Source organism: Pedobacter gandavensis, assembly GCF_014172405.1.
Classification (GTDB): domain Bacteria; phylum Bacteroidota; class Bacteroidia; order Sphingobacteriales; family Sphingobacteriaceae; genus Pedobacter; species Pedobacter gandavensis.
This window is the reverse complement of the sequence record NZ_WNXC01000001.1, coordinates 700836-720100: the sequence shown is the minus strand read 5'-3', so window position 1 is coordinate 720100 and position 19265 is coordinate 700836. Positions and strand designations below refer to the sequence as shown.

The window sequence follows — 19265 nt, the reverse complement described above, 5'->3', positions numbered from 1 at the left end:
CTAAAAACTTACAGTAGAAAATTTTTGTGTGATTAATAACCCATTTATACCCGCTTATAAAGCCTATCTGAAACTGGAACGTGCGCTTTCAGGGAACTCGATTACAGCCTATATCAATGATGTTCAAAAACTGTTTCAATATTTTGAATCTATTGACAAAGCACCATCGGTAAAAGAGATCAGCAGTGCCGATTTAAAAAAATTCATCAGCTGGATTAACGAGCTAGGAATGCTTCCCGCTACACAAGCTAGAGTGATCTCTGGGTTAAAATCATTTTTCAGCTTCCTGATGCTGGAGCAAATCATTGTAGAAGACCCTTCCGCTTTGCTGGAAAGTCCGAGGTTAGGCCGAAAATTACCGGACGTTTTAAATATTGAAGAAATCAATGGATTGATAGCGGCTATTGATGCTTCTAAACCGGAAGGCATGAGAAACAAGGCCATTATTGAGCTACTTTATGGCTGTGGACTGCGGGTTTCAGAATTGACCAATATTAAAATATCCAATATATTCGCAGATAGTGAATTTGTAAAAATCGTAGGAAAGGGAAATAAAGAGCGGATTATTCCAATTGGTGCAACAGCATTAAAGTACATCAGGATTTACCTGGAACAAAGTCGGGTTCATATCCCTATAAAAAAAGGCTATGAAGATTATATCTTTTTGAATCGCAGAGGCTCAGGCTTGTCAAGAATATCCGTGTTCACGATTATCAAAGATCTGGCTTTAGCATCTGGCTTAAAGAAAAGCATTAGCCCACATACCTTCCGACATTCTTTTGCTACCCATCTGATTGAAGGTGGTGCAGACCTGCGTGCCGTACAGGAAATGCTAGGGCATTCCAGCATCACAACTACCGAAATTTACACCCACCTGGATAGAGATTACCTGAAAGGCATCATCAACGGATTCCACCCCAGAAGTTAAAGCGACACGCTTAACCTTAAAAGAAACAAAAACTAATCCTTTGTGGCAAGGATCATTCTCGGCTTCCCTTGCATGTCTTTTCTTAAAGAAACGTTAACGAAACCCTTATCTTTAAGCATCTGAATGGTTTCTTCTGATAAATACTCGTTGATTTCAAAAAACAAGCGCCCATTCTCCTTCAAATGTCCGACTGCAAAATCGGCGATCGCTTCATAGAAAAGCAAAGGCCTTTCATCTGGAACAAATAGCGCAAGATGAGGCTCATGTGCCAAAACATTCTGATGCATTTCGGCCATTTCTGTACCGGTAATATAAGGAGGATTGCTGACGATGATGTCAAACTGCCCAACGATATCCAAGTTCAAAATATCAGCATGGATGAAATCTACCTCAGCTTCAAGTCTGGAAGCGTTTTCAGCAGCCAATGCCAATGCTTTTTCTGAAATATCCACCGCAGTTACGGCTGATGCTTTCCCATGTTTTTTTAAGCTGATGGCGATACAACCACTGCCAGTTCCGAAGTCTATAACCGTTTTATTTGCCAGGTCTTCCGCTAAAATCCAATCTACAAGTTCCTCTGTCTCTGGTCTGGGAATCAGCACGGCTTCATTAACTTTAAATGTAGCGCCATAAAAGTAAGCTTCTCCCAATAAGTACTGAATGGGTTGATGTGTTTTTAACCCTGCTGCAATAGAAAAAAACTGATCAGCTTCCTCTTTGCTAACTTCTTTCTCCCAATTCATCATCAAGCTGCTCCGCTTGAGCATAAGCAAATGTTCTACGCTGACAGAGAAAATAGACTTAACTTCCTCTTCCTCATAAACATCTTTCAATTCTATCTTAAAATGGGCTAATAACTGGCTTAAATTCATGCCCTGCAAAAGTAAGTAAATCGAACAATATACCTTACTTTTGCCTTAATGGCCGACGAATTATATATTAAAAGATGTTTGGAGCTCGCTATTTTAGGCTCCGGAAACGTTAGTCCAAATCCAATGGTGGGTTGTGTGATCGTAACTGACGGAATCATTATTGGCGAAGGATACCATGAGAAAATCGGTGAAGCGCATGCCGAAGTAAACGCCATAAAAGCAGTATTTGCTAAATATGGGGAAACAGAAGCAGCCTTATTGCTGAAAAAAGCAACCGCTTATGTGAGCTTGGAGCCCTGCGCCCATTTCGGTAAAACACCACCATGCGCAGATCTGCTGATCAAACATCAGGTAAAAAGAGTCGTGATCGGCAACAAGGATCCCTTTGATGCAGTAGATGGCAAAGGCATCAGCAAATTAAAAAATGCCGGGATAGCAGTGGAATCAGGACTACTTGATAAGGAATCTGCCCATCTAAACCGTCGTTTTTTCACCAGAATTAAACAACAACGTCCTTACATTATACTAAAATGGGCAAACACAGCCAATGGCTATTTTGCCCCTGTAGATGATATGCAAAAATGGATCAGTGGGCCCTTGGCCAAACGCTTGGTTCATAAATGGAGAACTGAAGAAGATGCGGTTATTGTTGGTAAAAGAACCGCACTAATTGATAACCCACAACTGAACGCCAGAATATGGCCTGGTAGGAATCCAATCCGCATAGTGATCGACCGGAATCTGGAAATCCCAACTACACATCACATTTACAACAACGAAGCTAAAACCATCATATTCAACGAAATAAAAACAGACGTAATTGACAACATCCATTTCATTCAAATGGAAGACATGTCTTTTTACCTCCCTCAAAAAATCGCTTTTCAGTTGTATTTAATGGACATACAATCGGTGATCATTGATGGTGGGGCCCAACTACTCAACCAGTTTATCGAGGCAGGATTATGGGATGAAGCCCGCGTATTCACCTCAAAAATTTCATGGTCTGGTGGAATCCCTGCGCCAAAAATAAATAAGCCCTTGGCTGCCCAACATCAGGTAGGCAATGATCAACTCTCTATTTATCACAATAACCAAGAAGTATGATCTATTTAATCGTCAGTATTTTTTGCAGCGTCACTGTAGCTGTGCTCTTAAAATTAGCACGCAGGTATAAAATCAATGTTTTACAGGCCATTACCTGGAATTACCTGTTCGCGATTGCGCTGAGTTTCTTCTTTTTTAAACCCAGCATCAATGACTTAACTACGGCTAAAATATCACCGGTTTACCTCGGACTAGGTGTCTTATTACCACTTGTTTTTTGGTTTCTTGGGGCTTCTATCAGAAGTATTGGAATTGCCAAAACAGATATCGCACAGCGATTATCCTTGTTTATCTCTATTCTTGCAGCCTATTTCCTGTTTGGAGATCAATTCAATACCTTAAAAATCTTAGGCCTGTGTTTTGGCTTTACAGCCATTATTTTTACGCTTTACCGCAAATCAAAAGCAAAAACTTCTGGAGGAAACTGGCTATATCCATTGTTGGTGTTTTTTGGTTTTGGCGTCATTGACATCCTGTTTAAGCAGATCGCACAAATTAAAGACCTTCCCTATACCAGTTCTTTAATCCTAACCTTTGCGATTTCCTTTGTCTTATCACTCCTTGCAATCGTTTACCTCGCTGTCATTAGAAAGCAAAAGTTGGAATTGGTTAACCTGGCTTGCGGTGCAGTTCTGGGAATCTTCAACTTCGGAAATATCCTTTTTTACCTAAAAGCACATCGTGCAATGGCAGAAAATCCATCTACGGTATTCGCTGCCATGAATATTGGCGTGATCATTCTAGGCACGCTGGTAGGCATATTCCTATTTAAAGAAAAGCTGAACAAGCTCAATTATGTAGGACTCATTCTAGCGCTAATCGCGATCATTTTTATTACTTTATCACAGTTTCATGCTATTTGACGATACCTATAAAACAATAACTGCTCCTGCCGAGGGATTATTTAAAGACCGTGGCAGTAAATTTATTGCATTTGCTTACCCCATTCGCTCAGAAGAAGAGGTAAAACCTATTCTAACACAATTGCGCTCAGAACATGGAAAAGCAAGGCATTTCTGCTGGGCTTTACGTTTAAGCCCCGACCGTTCTGTTTTTAGAATCCAGGATGATGGGGAGCCTTCAGGAACTGCTGGACGACCAATTTTAAACGCCATGCTTTCTGCGGACATCACCAATATTCTAATCGTTGTCGTGCGTTATTTCGGAGGAACCTTACTAGGCGTTCCAGGTTTAATCAATGCGTACAAATCAGCAGCAATCGAAGCGATTCAAGCTGCAGAAATTGTAGAAAAGACAGTGAATGACGTTTATGAGCTTACCTTCGATTATTTGAGTATGAATGACGTGATGCGCTTATTTAAAGAAGAGCAGCTAAACATTCTTGCTCAGCAATTTGACAACTCCTGCAGCATAAAGTTTGAAGTTAGAAAGGCACAGCTGAACCAGGTCCTTGGCAAAATAGAAAAGATTGATGGCATCAAACTTAATTATTTAAACACGGTTTAAATAGCCTAAAGCCAGGCTTAAGGATCCATGGGCTCATCAAAATCAAGCTGTAATGAGCTCACATTTGGATAAAACTCCAATGCAAAATCCGACAACCTTGCCCCCAATCTGTAAGGTTCATAACCCAGATCTTTCACACAACGCGCCATCAATTCAGCACCAATGTACCTACTTTGCGATGGAGCAGTTACCGTAAGCGCCACCTTTTCCATAGGCATACCGTACCTGAACATGATTCGTGCTGCATTACGCATATTGGTTGTCGTATGTCTCGCATGAGGCTCCATTATGATCACGCGCTCGGGAATCTGTAAAGTATTCATTAAATACTTTTTCATCTCATACGCCTCGCTATATTTAGTTTTAAAGGGATGAACTCTCCCACCGGAAACCATAATAAAAGGTGCTACACCTTTACGGTATTCGGCAACAGCTAGTCTGCAACGCAACATTCCACCTGCACTCAATTCCGTGTTCTGCTCTTCAGGACCTTCGCCTGGAACCAGGATTAAACTATACTTGTAAGCAGCAAAATTCGTTTTTTTAATGGCCTTCAGACTTTCTCTATTAACGGTAGTCATCATCGGTTCATAATCAGCCGCGTCATTTCTTTCATTAATATCGAGGGCAATTAAAGCGAACTGCATTGAAGGCTCAAAAAACAGCCTATCCGGGTTAACAGAACTTAACACCCCATTCATCCTAACCAATTCCGGGTAACTTTTATCCCGCACATTAAAGCCAATAGAGTCTATTTTCGGATAATTTGGTTTTGCACCTTCTACGTACACAGCAATCGCAAAATTAAGGGCTTTAGCCTCTTGTTCCCAAGCCTTAACTAACAGGTCAACGGGCTTCAGCGCTCCGTAGCTGATGTAACAGCCTGAAGGAATCAACTCCTGTTTCACCAAATTTTTTAAGGCCTCATCCTGTTTAAACAGCGCCGTTAGACGCTTACTAATCGCTATTACTTCTGCTTCGCTAAACTTAAATACACCACTGAGACAAGCGATATCTGCACCACAATTTTTAAGCGCATCAGAAATTTTCAAAGTTCTGTTCTTAGCGTATGTTTTCAACTCAGGGTCATTTAAAATTAACTTTCGAACCGCGGAATCTTGCGCGAATAAGGTCAATAAATAATAGTTTTTATACTGAACAGGATTTGTCCCTGCTGGAAAAACATAATTTGGATTTGCCTGCTGACCTTGCACCTGCCCTACCATCATGCATAGACTTCCAAACAGCAATAATAAAAAGATTCTCATAGCTATATAATGATCTTAAATGTAATTGAAACAAAAAACCGGCACCTTTTAAATATAAGACCAGCAAAACTGCTGAATTTAAAAGGTACCGGCAAATAACATTTATTTAATTATAGCCATCATTTTGATAGCCGCTTTTATTGTTAATATTATCAATCTCCACTTGTGGAACCGGATAAAGGCTTCTAAAAGATGGAATCCCTGGAAAGATAGTTGACATTTGGTTTGTTCTTACAATATCAAACCAACGATCCGCTTCTAAAGCCAGTTCCAACCTCCGCTCTAAATAAACCGCGGTTCTAAAATCTGTTTGAGTAATTAGCATAGCAGGTGTTTTAATAGACGCATTCGCATTGGTACGAACCGCATTCAATGCTTTAAACGCTTCGGTATTTCCATAAGCTGTTTCATTTAGAGCCTCTGCATACATCAGTAAAACATCAGCGGCACGTAACACCGGAAAATCACTACTGGTTTCATTGTTCAACTGTGGTGAATTAAACTTCCCTGGTCTGCCGCCTGTTCCTGTACTGGCCACTAAAGCCTGACGATTATCGCCGGTTTCAAACAAAGTTGGAGGAATATTAATGATGTTCGTATTGTTGTTATTTCTATAGCGATTGTCTTGGTTTACGAACTCCTTTACCCCACCCATTAAGTATTGAACAGCAAAAATGATATCCTTACTTGTCTTTAAGTTATCAGGAAAAGTGAGGTTCTGCGGTACAGTAGCCAATGTTGTCCCAGCATAAATGGCTGCTACAACAGGTTGTAAAGTTGATGCCACCAAGTCAAATTTCTTCTGATAAAGGTATACCTTACCCAATAGGCTTGCTGCAGCGAAACTGGTTGCTCTACCACGTTGTGCCGCTGGCCAGCTTGACGGAAGCTTTGTCCCAGCATCGTTTAAATCATCAATCACCTGCTGATACACCTGTGCCGTAGTTGCACGGGTATTTTGTCTGGCCTCTTCCGTTTTTTGAACCGTAAGTACTAAAGGAACCTTTCCCCAAATCCTGGCTAGGTTAAAATAGCTTAGTGCCCTGATAAACTTCGCTTGCCCGATGATCTGATTCTTTGTGTTCTCATTCATGGAAATTGCCGGCGCACGATCTAAAATGATATTGCAGCGGTAAATGGCCTTATAATGTCCCATCCAAGAGCCGGAAAGAATGCTGTTTGCAGAGGTTTCCGAAAATACTTCAATCTGATTGCGGACACCTGCACCCGATCCAGGGTCGTTATCGATCAGGTTATCGCCACGAAGCTCCCCTAATGTTAAAAAATTATTCCCGTAAAGACTGTCACTTTGCAAAGCGTCATAGCAAGTAACAAGACCGCCTTGTAATCCCTTTTCATCCAAATAAAATGATTTTTCGACATAAGAATCCTGGGGTTTTAAGTCTAAGAATTTCTTGCAGGATGTGGCGGTAATCATTAAGCCACAAATAAGTATGATATATTTTTTCATCGTTCTAATGTTATAAAGTGATGTTGATGCCTATTGATGTTGTTTTTGCTGTTGGATAAACCCCATAATCTTCGCCATTTGTGGTGGCATCGCTCCTGTTGGTTACCTCTGGATTATACCCGGTATATTTGGTAAAAGTGAAAGGATTTTGCATGGCTACATACACCCTAACTTTGGTTAAAGTAAGTTTCTTAACCAATCTTTCAGGCAAGGTATAACCCATTGCAATGTTACGAATACGTAAATAAGAACCGTTTTCAATATGCCAGGTTGAAGTAGTACCATTACTTCCTTTGGCTGCGCGATTGGCCCTCACATCCTGACCACTTCCCGGATCACTTTCCGACTTCCAGCGGTCCAGCGAACTGATCATGTTGTTCATATTCCCTTCTTTATTTGCAAAATATCTGCGGGAAAGGTTCAGTATCTGATTTCCATAAACCCCTTGCATCGCTACATTTAAATCTACACCCTTATACTCAAAAGAGGTGGCAAAGCCATAGGTAAACTTAGGCAGGTAGTTCCCTACAATCTCCCGATCTTTGGTCAGGTCAATAACCCCATCACCATCTACATCTTTAAATTTAAAATCTCCAGGTTTAGAAGTATTCACATCATAATTACCCTGCGTATCCATATAGTGAGGATAAGCATTAACTTCAGCCTGATTTTTAAACACACCTAAAACCACTGGTAAATAGTACGAACCAATTGGCTCACCCACACGGGTAATAAAATAAGCATTGGTTACGGAGCCGGTTTTAATAATGTCTGCATTACCTGGACCCAATTCTACCACCTTATTGATGTTCTTAGAGAAGTTTCCACTAGCCGTCCATTTGACAGCACCAAATTGTTGCTGTGTACCTAGATTGATATCAATCCCTTTGTTGTTCACTTTTCCAATGTTTTTCAATTCCGTAGCAAAACCTGTAGAGATTGGAACCGGTACGTCTAGCAATAGGTTATTGGTGTTACTGTTATAAACGTCAACAGATAAAGTCAGTTGATTATTAAAAAAGGCAGCATCAAAACCTACATTGAGCTGGGATGTTTTTTCCCATTGCAAGTCGTCATTTGGCTTGGCAATTGGCGCCGCACCATTAATTACTGCTGGAGGTGTACCGCCAAACACGTAACCGTAATTGTTCATCGAACCTTGCGCTGCATAATTTGGAATGTTAAAATTACCCGTCAAACCATAACTCGCTCTCAACTTCAGATCTGAAATGGTCTGGGAATCTTTAAGGAAATCTTCTTCAGAAACTCTCCAACCCAGGGATGCAGAAGGGAAATACCCCCATTTGTTATTTTTACCAAATTTAGAAGAACCGTCTGCTCTCATTGAGCCTGTAAATAAATACTTCCCTTTATAAGCGTACTGTAATCTGGCAATACCAGATGCCAATGCCCATTGTGTTTTAGTTGCTGTTCCATTGGTGACCAAGCCGGCTTTAATAAACTCCACCTGATCACTGATAAACCCTTTTGATGCAAAAGCATAATTACCACTCAAATCGTCTTTCTGTGTAGAGAATCCCAATAAGGCATTGATGCTATGATCGCCTATGGTTTTGTTGTAATTTAAAGTTTGCTCCAACAACCAGTTGGTTTCTTTAATCGTACGTGAAGAACCGGTTGCATCAGATAACGGATTTCCTGCGGTGTTAGACTGTGGGAATATAGACGGTCTAAACATATCTTCAGAACTGTTGAATAAATCAACACCCAATTGAATCCTATATTTTAAATCCTTACTTAATTCCGCTTCTAAAAAGGCACTTCCAGTCATCCTGGTTGCCGCTACATCATCCTTTTGAAGCATAGCCAGGGCGACAGGGTTCCAGGCTTGTGTTTCCCCATTACCATCTGCGGTTTTACCATTTGGCAAAGTTGTCGTAGTCCCCGCACTCCATGAATTCTGCGCAAAATTATAGCTGCCATCGACATTGTATACCGGGAAAATTGGTGAATAATGCAAGGCTGAAGCGACAATACCTCCCCCATTAGCATTGTAAGCCCCATTCGCATTTACTCTCTTTTCATTAATCACTGAAGGACTGAAGTTAAGGCCAAATTTGACCGCTCCTTTTTTTCCTTCCAAATTAATTCTACCACTGTAACGCTTGAAGCCACTATTTAAAATGATTCCATCCTGATCGAAGTACTCCAGGGAACCGTAATACTTCATCATTTCAGAACCACCAGCTGCCGAGATAGAATGATCTTGAATTGGTGCTGTTCTAAAAATCTGATCCTGCCAATCGGTATTCGTTAAACCCTGCTGACCTTGCAAATAAGGTAAAACTTCCAGCGGCATCACCGTATTGGTATTGTTGCCGGTATTGAATAAGCGGATTCCATTGTTGTCATTTACACTATAATTAACCAAAGGCAATCCTTTATCAGCATACTTTCTGTTGTTGGCCTCCATCACATCCACATAAGAATTGTTCCTTGAATCCAAAACCATCTGAGAATACTGATAAGCATCCATCATTTTGATCTTATGAGCCAGCGTTTGCCAGCCGGTATAGCTATTCACATTAATCGTGGTTACTCCATTTTTTCCCTGTTTTGTGGTGATCAAAACCACCCCATTGGAGCCTCTTGAACCGTAAATAGCTGCTGATGAAGCATCTTTCAAAACCTCAATCGAAGCAATATCATTGGTGTTTAGCGTGTTGATATTGTCATTTGAAATCGGTACACCGTCAATCACATATAGAGGATTTGATCCTGCAGTAATGGTACCGACCCCTCTAACTTTGATGTTAAGCGCTCCACCAGGAGCACCAGAACCTTGCGACACCTGTACACCAGCCATTTTTCCAACCATGGCCTCTGCCGCGTTACTAATGGGCTGATTTTCAATATCGGAAGCCTTGATACTTGCAATCGCAGTAGTGACATCTTTCTTCTTCTGACTTCCATAACCCACCACCACTACATCCGATAAGTTATTGGCAGTAGGATTCAACTGAATCAGCAGCGTGGCTTGTTCACCCGGTTTTAAAATGTAATTGCTGATCATCTTCGTTTCGTACCCGATATAAGAAGCGCTGATGTTGTAGGGAACACCTGAGGAAAGGCCCTTTACGGAGAACTTGCCTTCGGAGTTCACCATGATCCCCTTCTTTTCATTGGTTTTAGTGTTCAGTAAAAGCACAGAAGCCCCGAGCAATGGCTGCCCTGTTTCATCTTTTACAACCCCTGTAATCTCCGATGTTTGAGCCAGGGCTTTTGCCGATACTGACATAATCAGCAGGCAAAAGAACAAATGTGTAGTAAATTTTTTAAGCATAGTTTATTTATTTTATTGGTTTTTAGGCAAAAGGATTCCATGTCCGCGATTTTTAGCGGATGTTGGTATTTAAAATAATAGGGTTTTGGATTTACTTTCTGATCAGATAACCGTTGACTGTTTTGATTTGGTTAAGTTTATTTAGTTCGGCAATTTCTTCTAATATGGTGGTTATGGATTGTGTCAATTTTATATTACCGGTGAAGGACATTTCGGCCAAATCGGCACGATCGTATTCGATGTTCACTTTATATTGTTTTTCCAGTTGGTCAAAGACATCCACCAATGAGGCTTGCTGAAAATTCAGCTCCGTTATCATATTTACTGGTTTTACCTTTAAGACTCTGGAATCAGAAACAACAACTTTGTTTTTAATACTATTGTATACCAATTCCTTTCCAGGAATTAAGATCTCGCTAAATCTCGAAATGGAATCTGCTTTTTTCACTAAGACCTTACCGGTATGCAACTGCACTTTAATAAATTTGCTATTATTTAAAGCTGTTACAGTGAAAGAAGTACCCAGTGCTGTGGTCGAGATTCCCTTAGCATAAACTACAAAAGGATGGTTTTGATCTTTTGACACCTCAAAAAAGCTTTTCCCATTTAAATATACTTCGCGTTTATTTTTCACAAAAGGAATCGCATATCTGAGTTCTGCAGCCGGAAATAATTTAACCGTAGAACCATCCGGAAGCTGCATCAATTGTTGATGATCAGTATAGTTTACAATAGATTTCCAATTGATCGGATCTCCCTTTTCTTTATTCAGCGCCTGATTATCGGCGAGTTTTGGGGCTGGTTTTTCTGTCTTGATACCCAAAAGAGCAAGGCCAACTACGACCAACACCACAGCAGCTACAGCGATGATTTTCTTCCATTTTAAAGGATAAACCTGCTCCATAGTTTGCTTTTTCACTGCATTAAAGATTTCCTCCGTTTTCCCCTCTGGTAATATTGCATCGCTGGTTTCATCCCATTCCGCCTGACTTAATAAATGGTCTGGTAGCTCGTCAATATCATTCAAATAGTTCAACACCAGAAGCTGCTCCTCGGGGCTGCACTGTCCTTTAAAATATTTATCTAACAACTGATCAGATACATTCATACTAACAATACGATTGAATTAAAGAGAAACCCGTAAGGGTTGAAAAATAAATTTAATTATTGGAGGAATTTAGCGAACAGGATTAACATGGGCACATAAGCATAGCCATCAAGCTGTTTTATCGCCAATGAAATGTGCTTTTCGACAGTTCTCGGAGAGATGGAAAGCTGTTCAGAAATCTCCTTATAGGAATAACCTTGCAAGCGGTTTAAAATGAAAACTTTCTTCCTTGTTGGAGGAAGTACACTCAGCACGACTTCTAATTGTTGGTTAATTTCAAACTTTTGATTCTGGTCTAATGCTTCTTCTGAAATCCAGTTATAATAAAGTTTCAGGTTTCGCTCGTCATTACTCAACTTTTTGAAATAGTCAAGCAAGGTGGTTCTTGCAATACGGAACAGTTGTACATCCAACTCATGTGTTTCTGATAGCGTGTGTTTAAAGTTCCATAATTTGATAAAAGCAAGCTGAGTCAACTCCTGAGCCATATCTTCATCGTTAGTCTTCTTAAAAAAATAGGCATAGACCTTTTTGTGAGATAGTTTAAAGACTATTTCAAAAGACTCATGATTGCCCGATTTTAAATTATGGATATAGCTCAACATTGCTGTACAAAACTATTAGATTCATATTAGCCAAAACTAAATATAGTGTTAATTCTGATTAAAAGAACGGTTCTGTAGAATGGCTAATATTTTATGGTTTCCAAAATTTTAGTTTCCATATCGTGTTCAGGTAAAAAAGCAGAAGGAAGAAACCAAATCCCATGGATTTATCATTAGTTAAGCAATCTTAAACATTTACCTTTTCCTTGATTCTTAGTACCTGTGTTCTATTTTTAACATCCAGTTTAACGTATAGATTACTGATGTGGTACTTGATCGTATTTACAGAAATGAACAATTTATCAGCCAACTCCTGATTGCTTAAACCCTCCCAAATTCCCAGTAGCACCTCTGTTTCACGGTCAGTTAGTTGAAAATTACCCTTTAAGACCTCCAGGATATCCTGATCATTACCAGGGATGGAATTGGAAATACGGGGTGTTACCTTAACCGTATCTTTAATGTTGAATAAATATTTGTTAATCTCCAACCTAAAATTCACATTCTCTTCCTGCAAGGCCCTTACTTTAAAAGTGATGGCGAAGCCTATTGCAATAATTTCAAAAGCGCTGACCATCCTCAAAGCATCCATATCAAAGCCAGTTAACCAAGAGAAATTGAAATTCATATTGAGTACAAAACCTATTGCAAAAATGACAATAACGCCGAATGTTAACACTAAAAACCTCGCGTAAACATCTTTTCTAAACCTGGTGATGGCAATACCTATTGGGATAGCGGCCGCTGAAAAACTGAGAAAATCATTCACTGGAATCGAAGCATCCCATTTAAACAGGGTAAATAAGATCAAATTCAACAAGGCCAGGCCAATTACCGGAGTTACATAACGCCAATAATTCTTATGGCTGTCTTTAAGATCCAGGAAATAATAAGCAAATACGCAGGCAAATGAAGCCGTTAACGGAATGGTATATACCAACAGGTTCTCCAAAACCAGTTGCCCGGAAGACAAATAGTAAAACATTCCATCCTCGTAGAAAAACTCTATAAAGACCCCGATCTGCAAAAAGCAATAGGCAATAAAACGTTTATCCTTAAATACAAGATAAAAGACAACATTAAACAGAATAGACATCAAGCCTAATCCGTAATAAAACCCTATTCGAAGTAACCTCTTTCCTTCTTTTTCATTAAAAGATGACGCATCCATTAATACCAAAGGCAATTGCTTCAACAAAGCATCGGAACTTCTTATATAGTAAACGGAACTATCTGTTTTAAAATTAAACTGATCATATCTTGCCAGATCGGTCTGCTCTTTTACCTGTTGAAGTTCTCCATTGTTAAAGCTGTAAAGGCTGGTTTCATGAAGATGTGAAGAAGAGATTTGCAAGGTTAGCAATTCATTTAAATGATTTGCGGGCAACTTTCCTTTTAACCAAAAATAGGTCTCGGCAGAACCAGACTGCCTTGACTGATTTTCTTGCAAAACTTTTTGCGTAGCAAAACTAAATGAAGGGTTCTTATCCAGCGGTTTAAAATCGAGATTTGAGATCTCTTTTTCTAAAAATCTGGACGTGTCAGTAGTTTGACCATTCACAAATAAAGCTTGTAATAAAAACAGCAATAACAAGATTGTCTGTTGATAGAAGAATCGGAATCTGGTAAGCGGGAAGTAATTCATTAAAACTGGAAGCGGCTATTTTAAACGCTAAAATTAACCTTTTTTCCCTTATTCTACGTGTAATAACCTTGTGGTGATATTTTCTTCCATATCCTCCTAAATCATTTTTCTTCAGCATTCAATTGAACCTCTTTTATTCACCTCAAACCAAAAAAACACAACAAACTACACAACAGCCAGTTACAAGAAAACCCACCCATATGGGTAGTGTCAATTTAGCTGTATTATTTTCAAACCTACCCCTTCGGGTGGGAAAAAGAAGAGGTGCAAGCAGTATGTTTGTCAGAAATAACAGCAAAAGAATCTGGATCACAATTCCTACTGGAATACAGATTATAATATATAATTCATTCAATACGCCTCAACCAGAAAAGGGATGGTTTTACAACCATCCTTTTCTTTTAAACCAAAAGTAGATCGCTATGGTAACCAACACCATCATCGCCATCACACCTGGATATCCCATCTCCCATTTCAACTCTGGCATAAATTCAAAGTTCATTCCATATACCCCAACAATAAACGTTAGGGGCATAAAAAAAACTGAAAAAATAGTAAGTATGCGCATAGTTTCATTGGTTTTCTGAGAAGAAACGGAAAAGTATATGGCAAGTAATTGGTGGATATTTTCAAAAAGTGCATCTAGAATACTTTGATGCTTCACATAGAGATCTCTGGTGTCTCGGGTGTTCACGTTTCCTTCCTGGGAATCCAAAGCATCAATGATGTCAAAAGACAAGATCAACATCCTTTTCAATAAATCAGTTTTACGTTTCAAATAATAAAGTCCCTTTAATAATGGTGCTTTCTTAGGCCTTAAGAAAACGACTTCTTCATAATAATCAACAGCTTTAGCCAACTTACTTAATGGTTCTGTATAGGTATTCAAACAGGCACTAATCAATAAGTTCAAAAGATCAAGGGTGTTGCTGCATTTTTCATGCTTGACGAGTTCCACAATCGGCAGGATTAAATCGTGATTCCGCCTATGAACGGTGATGATAAAACGAGAGGAATAGAAAAAGGCAATTTTATGGGTCAACTCCTGAACAGTATCAGCTTCAACTACGTTATTATGGGTATGGATTCTAAATATAATGAAAGCATAATCTTCCATTCTTTCATATTTTGGCAAATGGTCAGGTTGAAGACAATCGTTTACCAATGCAGGATGTAAGTTGTATTTTTCAGCTACTCCTGTAAGCTCTTCTGCTGTGGGATCAATTAAATCAATCCATTCAAATCCCTGATGTTCAGTAAAATTGTTGATCATACATTTCTTTTTCGGTTATTAATCCTTGTAACACGAATCAGCTCCCATTGTTCTGATAAAATCTCATGATCGCTTTATTTTAAATTTCGCTATTCAACCAGCAGTTTATAATCATAGCCGCTGCAAACACAAGGACGATCCCATCAAATTACGCTCGGACTCCATCCGTGATGTGCTTGAAATGACGTCTATTTTCTACCGTTATTAATTCATCTTTAATTAATGGTTGATTAATCCTTAATAGGTCTAAATGACCATTTAACTATGTTTTAATGACCTCATAACTATGGATTTACCCTACTCACAATTTTTATGCATCCTGATAGAATACCGAACTTATTAACTACCTTACCAATCACAACACATTGCTTACCAATCAACAACAGCGCTATGGGAAGTTTAAAAAACGGATTATTTGGTGGATTTTATGGCCGCGTAGGTAATTTAGTCGGCTATGAACTGAACGGAAAAAACGTTATCAGAACGATTGGGCATAGTACCAGGCCCCTCAGTTCTGCCAGAAAAATCAATTGTGACCGCATGACGATCGTCAACAAGTTTTTAAGGCCTATTGATCAATTTATAAGATTGGGTTTCCGACTTAAAGTTGTTGGTACGGACAGAAACTATTACAATGAGGCCGTTTCCTATAATAAAAAACACGCTGTAAGTGGTGAGTATCCAAATGCACAGCTGGATTACCCAAAAGCTATGGTGAGTATGGGTAGCTTATTAAAGGCTGAAAGCCCTCAAATCCAACTTATAGAGACAGAAATTGAATTTACCTGGGAGGTACCTGCTGATCTCCCATGGAAAAATAGAAACGATCGGGCGATGATACTACTTTATTGGCCAGATCAGGGACAAACCACTTCTTGTCTCAGTGGATCCCACAGACATGAAGGAAAACATCGCATTCAAATTGACCCTAACCTTGTCCATGAACGTATAGAGGCTTATATTTCCTTTATTAATGATGATGCGACTGAAGTTTCAGACAGTGTGTATGCGGGTAGTATCCATCAAAACGAATTGAAGGAGGCAGCTTTGGTAGATCATTTAAGTACAAATACGAGTGCTAATAGAATCGTAAAAAAACAAGCCGTTGCCAAGATAAATCAGGTTAGCAAAGTAAAAACTACCATTAAGAATCAGGGACATTCCAGGTTAAACGCAAAGTTAAAATCTCGGTTACAATCAGCCCCAAAGTTAAAAATCCCAGACAAGTAGAGTTTTCGTATCATAAACAGCTTACTCCCATCCCCATTTTTGAAATATCCGGTGTCCTGCCGGGCTCTTTAGAAAATCGACGAATTTTTGAGCATTCCCAGTGTTCTTCTTATTTTGTGTAAGTACAACAGGTGTACCGCGATACACACGTAATGAAACTGGAAATTCTACAATCATCGTGATGTCCTTAAGATTTTTATGCCATGAAGCATAGGTAATCCAGGCATCAAAACTACGATCGGTTTTCCAGCCTTCGATACCTAAGGCAGTATTGGCAAAAGATTGTCCAATGTTTTTTTGTATTGGAGCAATCAAATTCTCTTTCCCAGCAATGTCTTCCCATAGTCCGAGCTGTCCTGCACCATTTACATCGAGTATTTTAATTCCTTTTCGTATTAAATCCCGTATCGAATTGATCTTTTTAGGATTACCCGGTCTCACTAAAATTGCTGCTCGTCTTTGATACAAAGCCGTCCTGCTGGCTTCGTTTACCATGTTGGGGTGGGCTTGTATAAACTGAGTTAGCATGTATTCTGCACCACCATAAATGATATCAGCATTTTTTTCTGCGCTGGCTAACCATTTACTTTCTGGCCCACCTACTACCTTAACAGGAGTTTTTGTAATTGCTGTAAATTGTACAGCACAAGCTTTCATTGCAGAAAGCGGTCCGCCAGGACCATAAACATATATCGTGTCTGTCTGTGCATTTACCAAGGTAGTTGAGGCAAGCAATGTTACTGATAAGGCTATTTCCTTCAATAAACTTTTCATATATGATATTTTAAATAGAACAAAATTATACTAAGGTAGCCAAATCAATTAACCCGGTTTCTTTTCTTAAATTCTTCAAATGAGATTTTTATATAATTCGCCACATCATACCGCGACCATTGCTTAAGCTTATCCAGTTTCGGAGTATAGTTCAATTTGAATTCTTCCAGCTGAGCACTGTCTATAGGTATAGTCTGCTGAATAATGAGGTCATTAAAATGCCTGTCAATTTCTTCTGCTTCTGCAGCTTGTTTAGCCAGTTGATTTAATCGCCTTACTCTGCGACCATCCTTTCCTAAAAGCTCGTAAAAAAAGGTAACAGGACTCCCGCCAAAAGGTGATAAAAGCCTAAGCGGTGGTTTTCCGCCATAGAAAATACCCTTTTCCTTACTATAGGCCGTACTGATCTCCCTGAAGTTTTGTGAAGCAAGTTTACCGGTGATTACCACTTCTTTAAGGCGATTACTGAGTTTAAGTCGTATGATCAAATTAGTGAAATTCTGAACGACAGTTTTCTGAGGTTGATATCCTATCCTTTGTATTTCCAGGGTGTCACCAATGTTACTGATCAATTCAAATCTTCCAAGTTTATCAGAGTAAACCATTTGGCCACTGCGCTGGTTGCGAACTTCTACCTGCTCTATACTTGCTTTTGTGCCATCCTGTAAAATAGCACCACCTATCCGCTTAACAGTTTGTGCCAGGCTATAAGTGAATGGGTTAAATAGGAAGATAAATATAATCCTGAAAGCGAATTTTAAGTTCATCTCTGCCAAGATACTAACCAGAGTATCTTTAAAACAGCCATTTAACTTTTTTTAACACTATCATTCAGCCCAGGACATATCATCTATTTATATAAGAACTAAACAAAACTCGTATTTAAACGGTAAATTTGCATGATGGAAATGGAACACCACAATACCGCTGAAATGATTAAAGGGTATACGGAAATTGATGCTGAGCAATTAACTGCAATTCAACAAGAAAGATCAACCTTGCTTATTGATGTAAGAGAGCGTCATGAATTCCCTGTACTAAATGAGGTAATCTTCAAAAAAGTGCCCATGTCTGAATTTGCAGAATTTCTAGCTATGGATATTGCTGAGGAAAACATTGTCTTCATCTGTCAACATGGTATACGTAGTGTTGCTGCGGCAGAGGCGCTACACGAGAAGTACGGCCAGGAAAAACACATCTATAGCTTAAAAGGTGGTGTTGTGAAATGGAGGAATTACTTCTTATAAGATCAGGCCCAAAATTTAATCCATAAAAAAACCTGTCTCGAAGGAAACAGGTTCAAATAAAATTGTCAAAAGGTCTTAAAAGTTTTTGGTGATCTCTTCGCTTAAAGGTTTCACTTTCGAACGGAAACGGTGTACCAATTCTCCTTTTTCATTAATTAAGAACTTTTCAAAGTTCCAATTGATATCACCAGTGAAATCAGGGTTTGCAGCAGTGGTCAGGTATTTGAACAATGGATTCATGTCATCTCCTTTTACACTCACTTTCTCGCTTAATAAAAAGGTAACGCCAAAATTCTTTTTACAGAAATCTTGAATCTCTGCATTGGTTGCTAACTCTTGTCCACCGAAGTTTCCAGCTGGAAATCCGATTAACACTACATTTTTACCGTATTGCTTGCTTAATTTTTCCAGCTCCTCATATTGCGGTGTATAGCCACATTTAGATGCCGTGTTCACGATCAAGATCTTCTTTCCTTTGAATTTCGATAACTTCAGCTCTTTACCATCGATGGTTTTAAAGCTAAAGTCATAGATGCTTTTTGCCGGTGGCGTAAAGATCAGGCTCAGTAATATTAATAATGTATTCATAGTTTGATATTTTTAATGTATAAACGAAGTTAAGCACAAAAAGATTGTTTGTCCCAATTTATGACATTAAAAGTTGCTAAAAAACTACAATAGCTTTGATCTGATTCGGAAGAAAATGGAAGCCATACTTAGTAGATAAAACGGAAATATTTGCATTCATTAAAGATATGCAGGAACGGAATACCTCGTTTAGGACCGAAATATCTCAAATACACTTTCAATTGACATGCCTGAGCTTAGAACCATTTTTTTATCAAAAAAACACTATACAACGGATAAAGCCCATAAATAAGCTAGATATCACCACTTTATATAGGATAAAATGAGGCTTTTTCAAATTTATTTACTATAAAACTAGTGTCGGATTTTGAAATTAGC

At 39.0% G+C, this 19265-nt stretch carries 17 protein-coding genes; 6 read left to right on the top strand and 11 right to left on the bottom strand.

Annotated features, from left to right (window positions below):
* The first annotated feature begins 28 nt into the window (after positions 1–28).
* Positions 29–928, top strand: coding sequence for a site-specific tyrosine recombinase XerD (xerD, locus tag GM920_RS02790; protein ID WP_182953208.1), 900 nt, complete (start codon positions 29–31; stop codon positions 926–928).
* A 32-nt stretch (positions 929–960) separates the two neighbouring features.
* On the opposite strand, the gene prmC is transcribed toward xerD, so the two are convergent.
* The gene (prmC, locus tag GM920_RS02785) at positions 961–1800 is read right to left on the bottom strand and encodes a peptide chain release factor N(5)-glutamine methyltransferase (RefSeq protein ID WP_182953206.1); all 840 of its coding nucleotides are present in this window, start codon (positions 1798–1800) and stop codon (positions 961–963) included.
* A 48-nt stretch (positions 1801–1848) separates the two neighbouring features.
* On the opposite strand from prmC, the gene ribD reads away from it, so the two are divergent.
* The 3 genes from ribD to GM920_RS02770 are packed head-to-tail and all read left to right on the top strand — an operon-like array spanning position 1849 to position 4374.
* Complete coding sequence (gene ribD / locus GM920_RS02780) at positions 1849–2907, top strand: bifunctional diaminohydroxyphosphoribosylaminopyrimidine deaminase/5-amino-6-(5-phosphoribosylamino)uracil reductase RibD (RefSeq protein ID WP_182953204.1); 1059 nt, start codon at positions 1849–1851, stop codon at positions 2905–2907.
* Positions 2904–3770: an EamA family transporter gene (locus tag GM920_RS02775; protein WP_182953202.1), complete on the top strand. Its 867-nt coding sequence runs from the start codon at positions 2904–2906 to the stop codon at positions 3768–3770. Before ribD ends, GM920_RS02775 begins: the two co-directional genes overlap by 4 nt.
* Positions 3760–4374 (top strand): IMPACT family protein, encoded by a 615-nt coding sequence (locus GM920_RS02770; protein WP_182953200.1) that lies wholly within the window; start codon positions 3760–3762, stop codon positions 4372–4374. The genes GM920_RS02775 and GM920_RS02770 overlap by 11 nt, the downstream gene beginning before the upstream one ends.
* Before the next feature lie 17 nt (positions 4375–4391).
* Here the strand turns inward: GM920_RS02770 and GM920_RS02765 are convergent, their stop codons facing one another.
* From GM920_RS02765 to GM920_RS02735, 7 genes are all read right to left on the bottom strand, one after another.
* A complete protein-coding gene (locus tag GM920_RS02765) occupies positions 4392–5642 on the bottom strand; it encodes a YdcF family protein (RefSeq protein ID WP_182953198.1) in 1251 nt (416 codons plus the stop codon).
* A 106-nt stretch (positions 5643–5748) separates the two neighbouring features.
* Positions 5749–7113, bottom strand: coding sequence for a RagB/SusD family nutrient uptake outer membrane protein (locus tag GM920_RS02760; RefSeq protein ID WP_182953196.1), 1365 nt, complete (start codon positions 7111–7113; stop codon positions 5749–5751).
* Between the two features lie 10 nt (positions 7114–7123).
* Positions 7124–10417, bottom strand: a complete 3294-nt coding sequence (locus tag GM920_RS02755; RefSeq protein ID WP_182953194.1) for a SusC/RagA family TonB-linked outer membrane protein — start codon at positions 10415–10417, stop codon at positions 7124–7126.
* A gap of 91 nt (positions 10418–10508) precedes the next feature.
* Entirely contained in the window at positions 10509–11525 is a 1017-nt protein-coding gene (locus GM920_RS02750; protein ID WP_182953192.1) for a FecR family protein, read from the bottom strand.
* A gap of 56 nt (positions 11526–11581) precedes the next feature.
* Positions 11582–12130, bottom strand: a complete 549-nt coding sequence (locus tag GM920_RS02745) for an RNA polymerase sigma factor (RefSeq protein ID WP_182953190.1) — start codon at positions 12128–12130, stop codon at positions 11582–11584.
* Positions 12131–12317: 187 nt separating this feature from the next.
* Positions 12318–13775, bottom strand: coding sequence for a LuxR C-terminal-related transcriptional regulator (locus GM920_RS23585; RefSeq protein ID WP_202986022.1), 1458 nt, complete (start codon positions 13773–13775; stop codon positions 12318–12320).
* 382 nt (positions 13776–14157) lie between these two features.
* Entirely contained in the window at positions 14158–15048 is an 891-nt protein-coding gene (locus tag GM920_RS02735) for a magnesium transporter CorA family protein (protein ID WP_182953188.1), read from the bottom strand.
* 390 nt (positions 15049–15438) lie between these two features.
* On the opposite strand from GM920_RS02735, the gene GM920_RS02730 reads away from it, so the two are divergent.
* The gene (locus tag GM920_RS02730) at positions 15439–16278 is read left to right on the top strand and encodes a DUF6266 family protein (protein ID WP_182953186.1); all 840 of its coding nucleotides are present in this window, start codon (positions 15439–15441) and stop codon (positions 16276–16278) included.
* Between the two features lie 21 nt (positions 16279–16299).
* Here GM920_RS02730 and GM920_RS02725 read toward each other — a convergent pair whose 3' ends face one another.
* Positions 16300–17052 (bottom strand): substrate-binding domain-containing protein, encoded by a 753-nt coding sequence (locus GM920_RS02725; RefSeq protein WP_182953184.1) that lies wholly within the window; start codon positions 17050–17052, stop codon positions 16300–16302.
* Positions 17053–17096: 44 nt separating this feature from the next.
* Entirely contained in the window at positions 17097–17819 is a 723-nt protein-coding gene (locus GM920_RS02720; protein WP_182953183.1) for a hypothetical protein, read from the bottom strand.
* Between the two features lie 132 nt (positions 17820–17951).
* Between GM920_RS02720 and GM920_RS02715 the strand changes: the two genes are divergently transcribed.
* Positions 17952–18299, top strand: a complete 348-nt coding sequence (locus tag GM920_RS02715; RefSeq protein ID WP_182953181.1) for a rhodanese-like domain-containing protein — start codon at positions 17952–17954, stop codon at positions 18297–18299.
* Between the two features lie 75 nt (positions 18300–18374).
* On the opposite strand, the gene GM920_RS02710 is transcribed toward GM920_RS02715, so the two are convergent.
* Complete coding sequence (locus tag GM920_RS02710) at positions 18375–18887, bottom strand: glutathione peroxidase (protein ID WP_182953179.1); 513 nt, start codon at positions 18885–18887, stop codon at positions 18375–18377.
* Positions 18888–19265 lie beyond the last annotated feature (378 nt).

Excerpts from the sequence above, each read along its gene's own strand:
- GM920_RS02715 (WP_182953181.1), top strand. The coding sequence starts at position 17,952 with ATGATGGAAATGGAACACCACAATACCGCTGAAATGATTAAAGGGTAT.
- GM920_RS02755 (WP_182953194.1), bottom strand. The coding sequence starts at position 10,417 with ATGCTTAAAAAATTTACTACACATTTGTTCTTTTGCCTGCTGATTATG.
- GM920_RS02750 (WP_182953192.1), bottom strand. The coding sequence starts at position 11,525 with ATGAATGTATCTGATCAGTTGTTAGATAAATATTTTAAAGGACAGTGC.
- GM920_RS02735 (WP_182953188.1), bottom strand. The coding sequence starts at position 15,048 with ATGATCAACAATTTTACTGAACATCAGGGATTTGAATGGATTGATTTA.
- prmC (WP_182953206.1), bottom strand. The coding sequence starts at position 1,800 with ATGAATTTAAGCCAGTTATTAGCCCATTTTAAGATAGAATTGAAAGAT.
- GM920_RS02745 (WP_182953190.1), bottom strand. The coding sequence starts at position 12,130 with ATGTTGAGCTATATCCATAATTTAAAATCGGGCAATCATGAGTCTTTT.
- ribD (WP_182953204.1), top strand. The coding sequence starts at position 1,849 with ATGGCCGACGAATTATATATTAAAAGATGTTTGGAGCTCGCTATTTTA.
- GM920_RS02765 (WP_182953198.1), bottom strand. The coding sequence starts at position 5,642 with ATGAGAATCTTTTTATTATTGCTGTTTGGAAGTCTATGCATGATGGTA.
- GM920_RS23585 (WP_202986022.1), bottom strand. The coding sequence starts at position 13,775 with ATGAATTACTTCCCGCTTACCAGATTCCGATTCTTCTATCAACAGACA.
- GM920_RS02775 (WP_182953202.1), top strand. The coding sequence starts at position 2,904 with ATGATCTATTTAATCGTCAGTATTTTTTGCAGCGTCACTGTAGCTGTG.
- GM920_RS02720 (WP_182953183.1), bottom strand. The coding sequence starts at position 17,819 with ATGAACTTAAAATTCGCTTTCAGGATTATATTTATCTTCCTATTTAAC.
- GM920_RS02725 (WP_182953184.1), bottom strand. The coding sequence starts at position 17,052 with ATGAAAAGTTTATTGAAGGAAATAGCCTTATCAGTAACATTGCTTGCC.
- GM920_RS02730 (WP_182953186.1), top strand. The coding sequence starts at position 15,439 with ATGGGAAGTTTAAAAAACGGATTATTTGGTGGATTTTATGGCCGCGTA.
- GM920_RS02760 (WP_182953196.1), bottom strand. The coding sequence starts at position 7,113 with ATGAAAAAATATATCATACTTATTTGTGGCTTAATGATTACCGCCACA.
- GM920_RS02710 (WP_182953179.1), bottom strand. The coding sequence starts at position 18,887 with ATGAATACATTATTAATATTACTGAGCCTGATCTTTACGCCACCGGCA.
- GM920_RS02770 (WP_182953200.1), top strand. The coding sequence starts at position 3,760 with ATGCTATTTGACGATACCTATAAAACAATAACTGCTCCTGCCGAGGGA.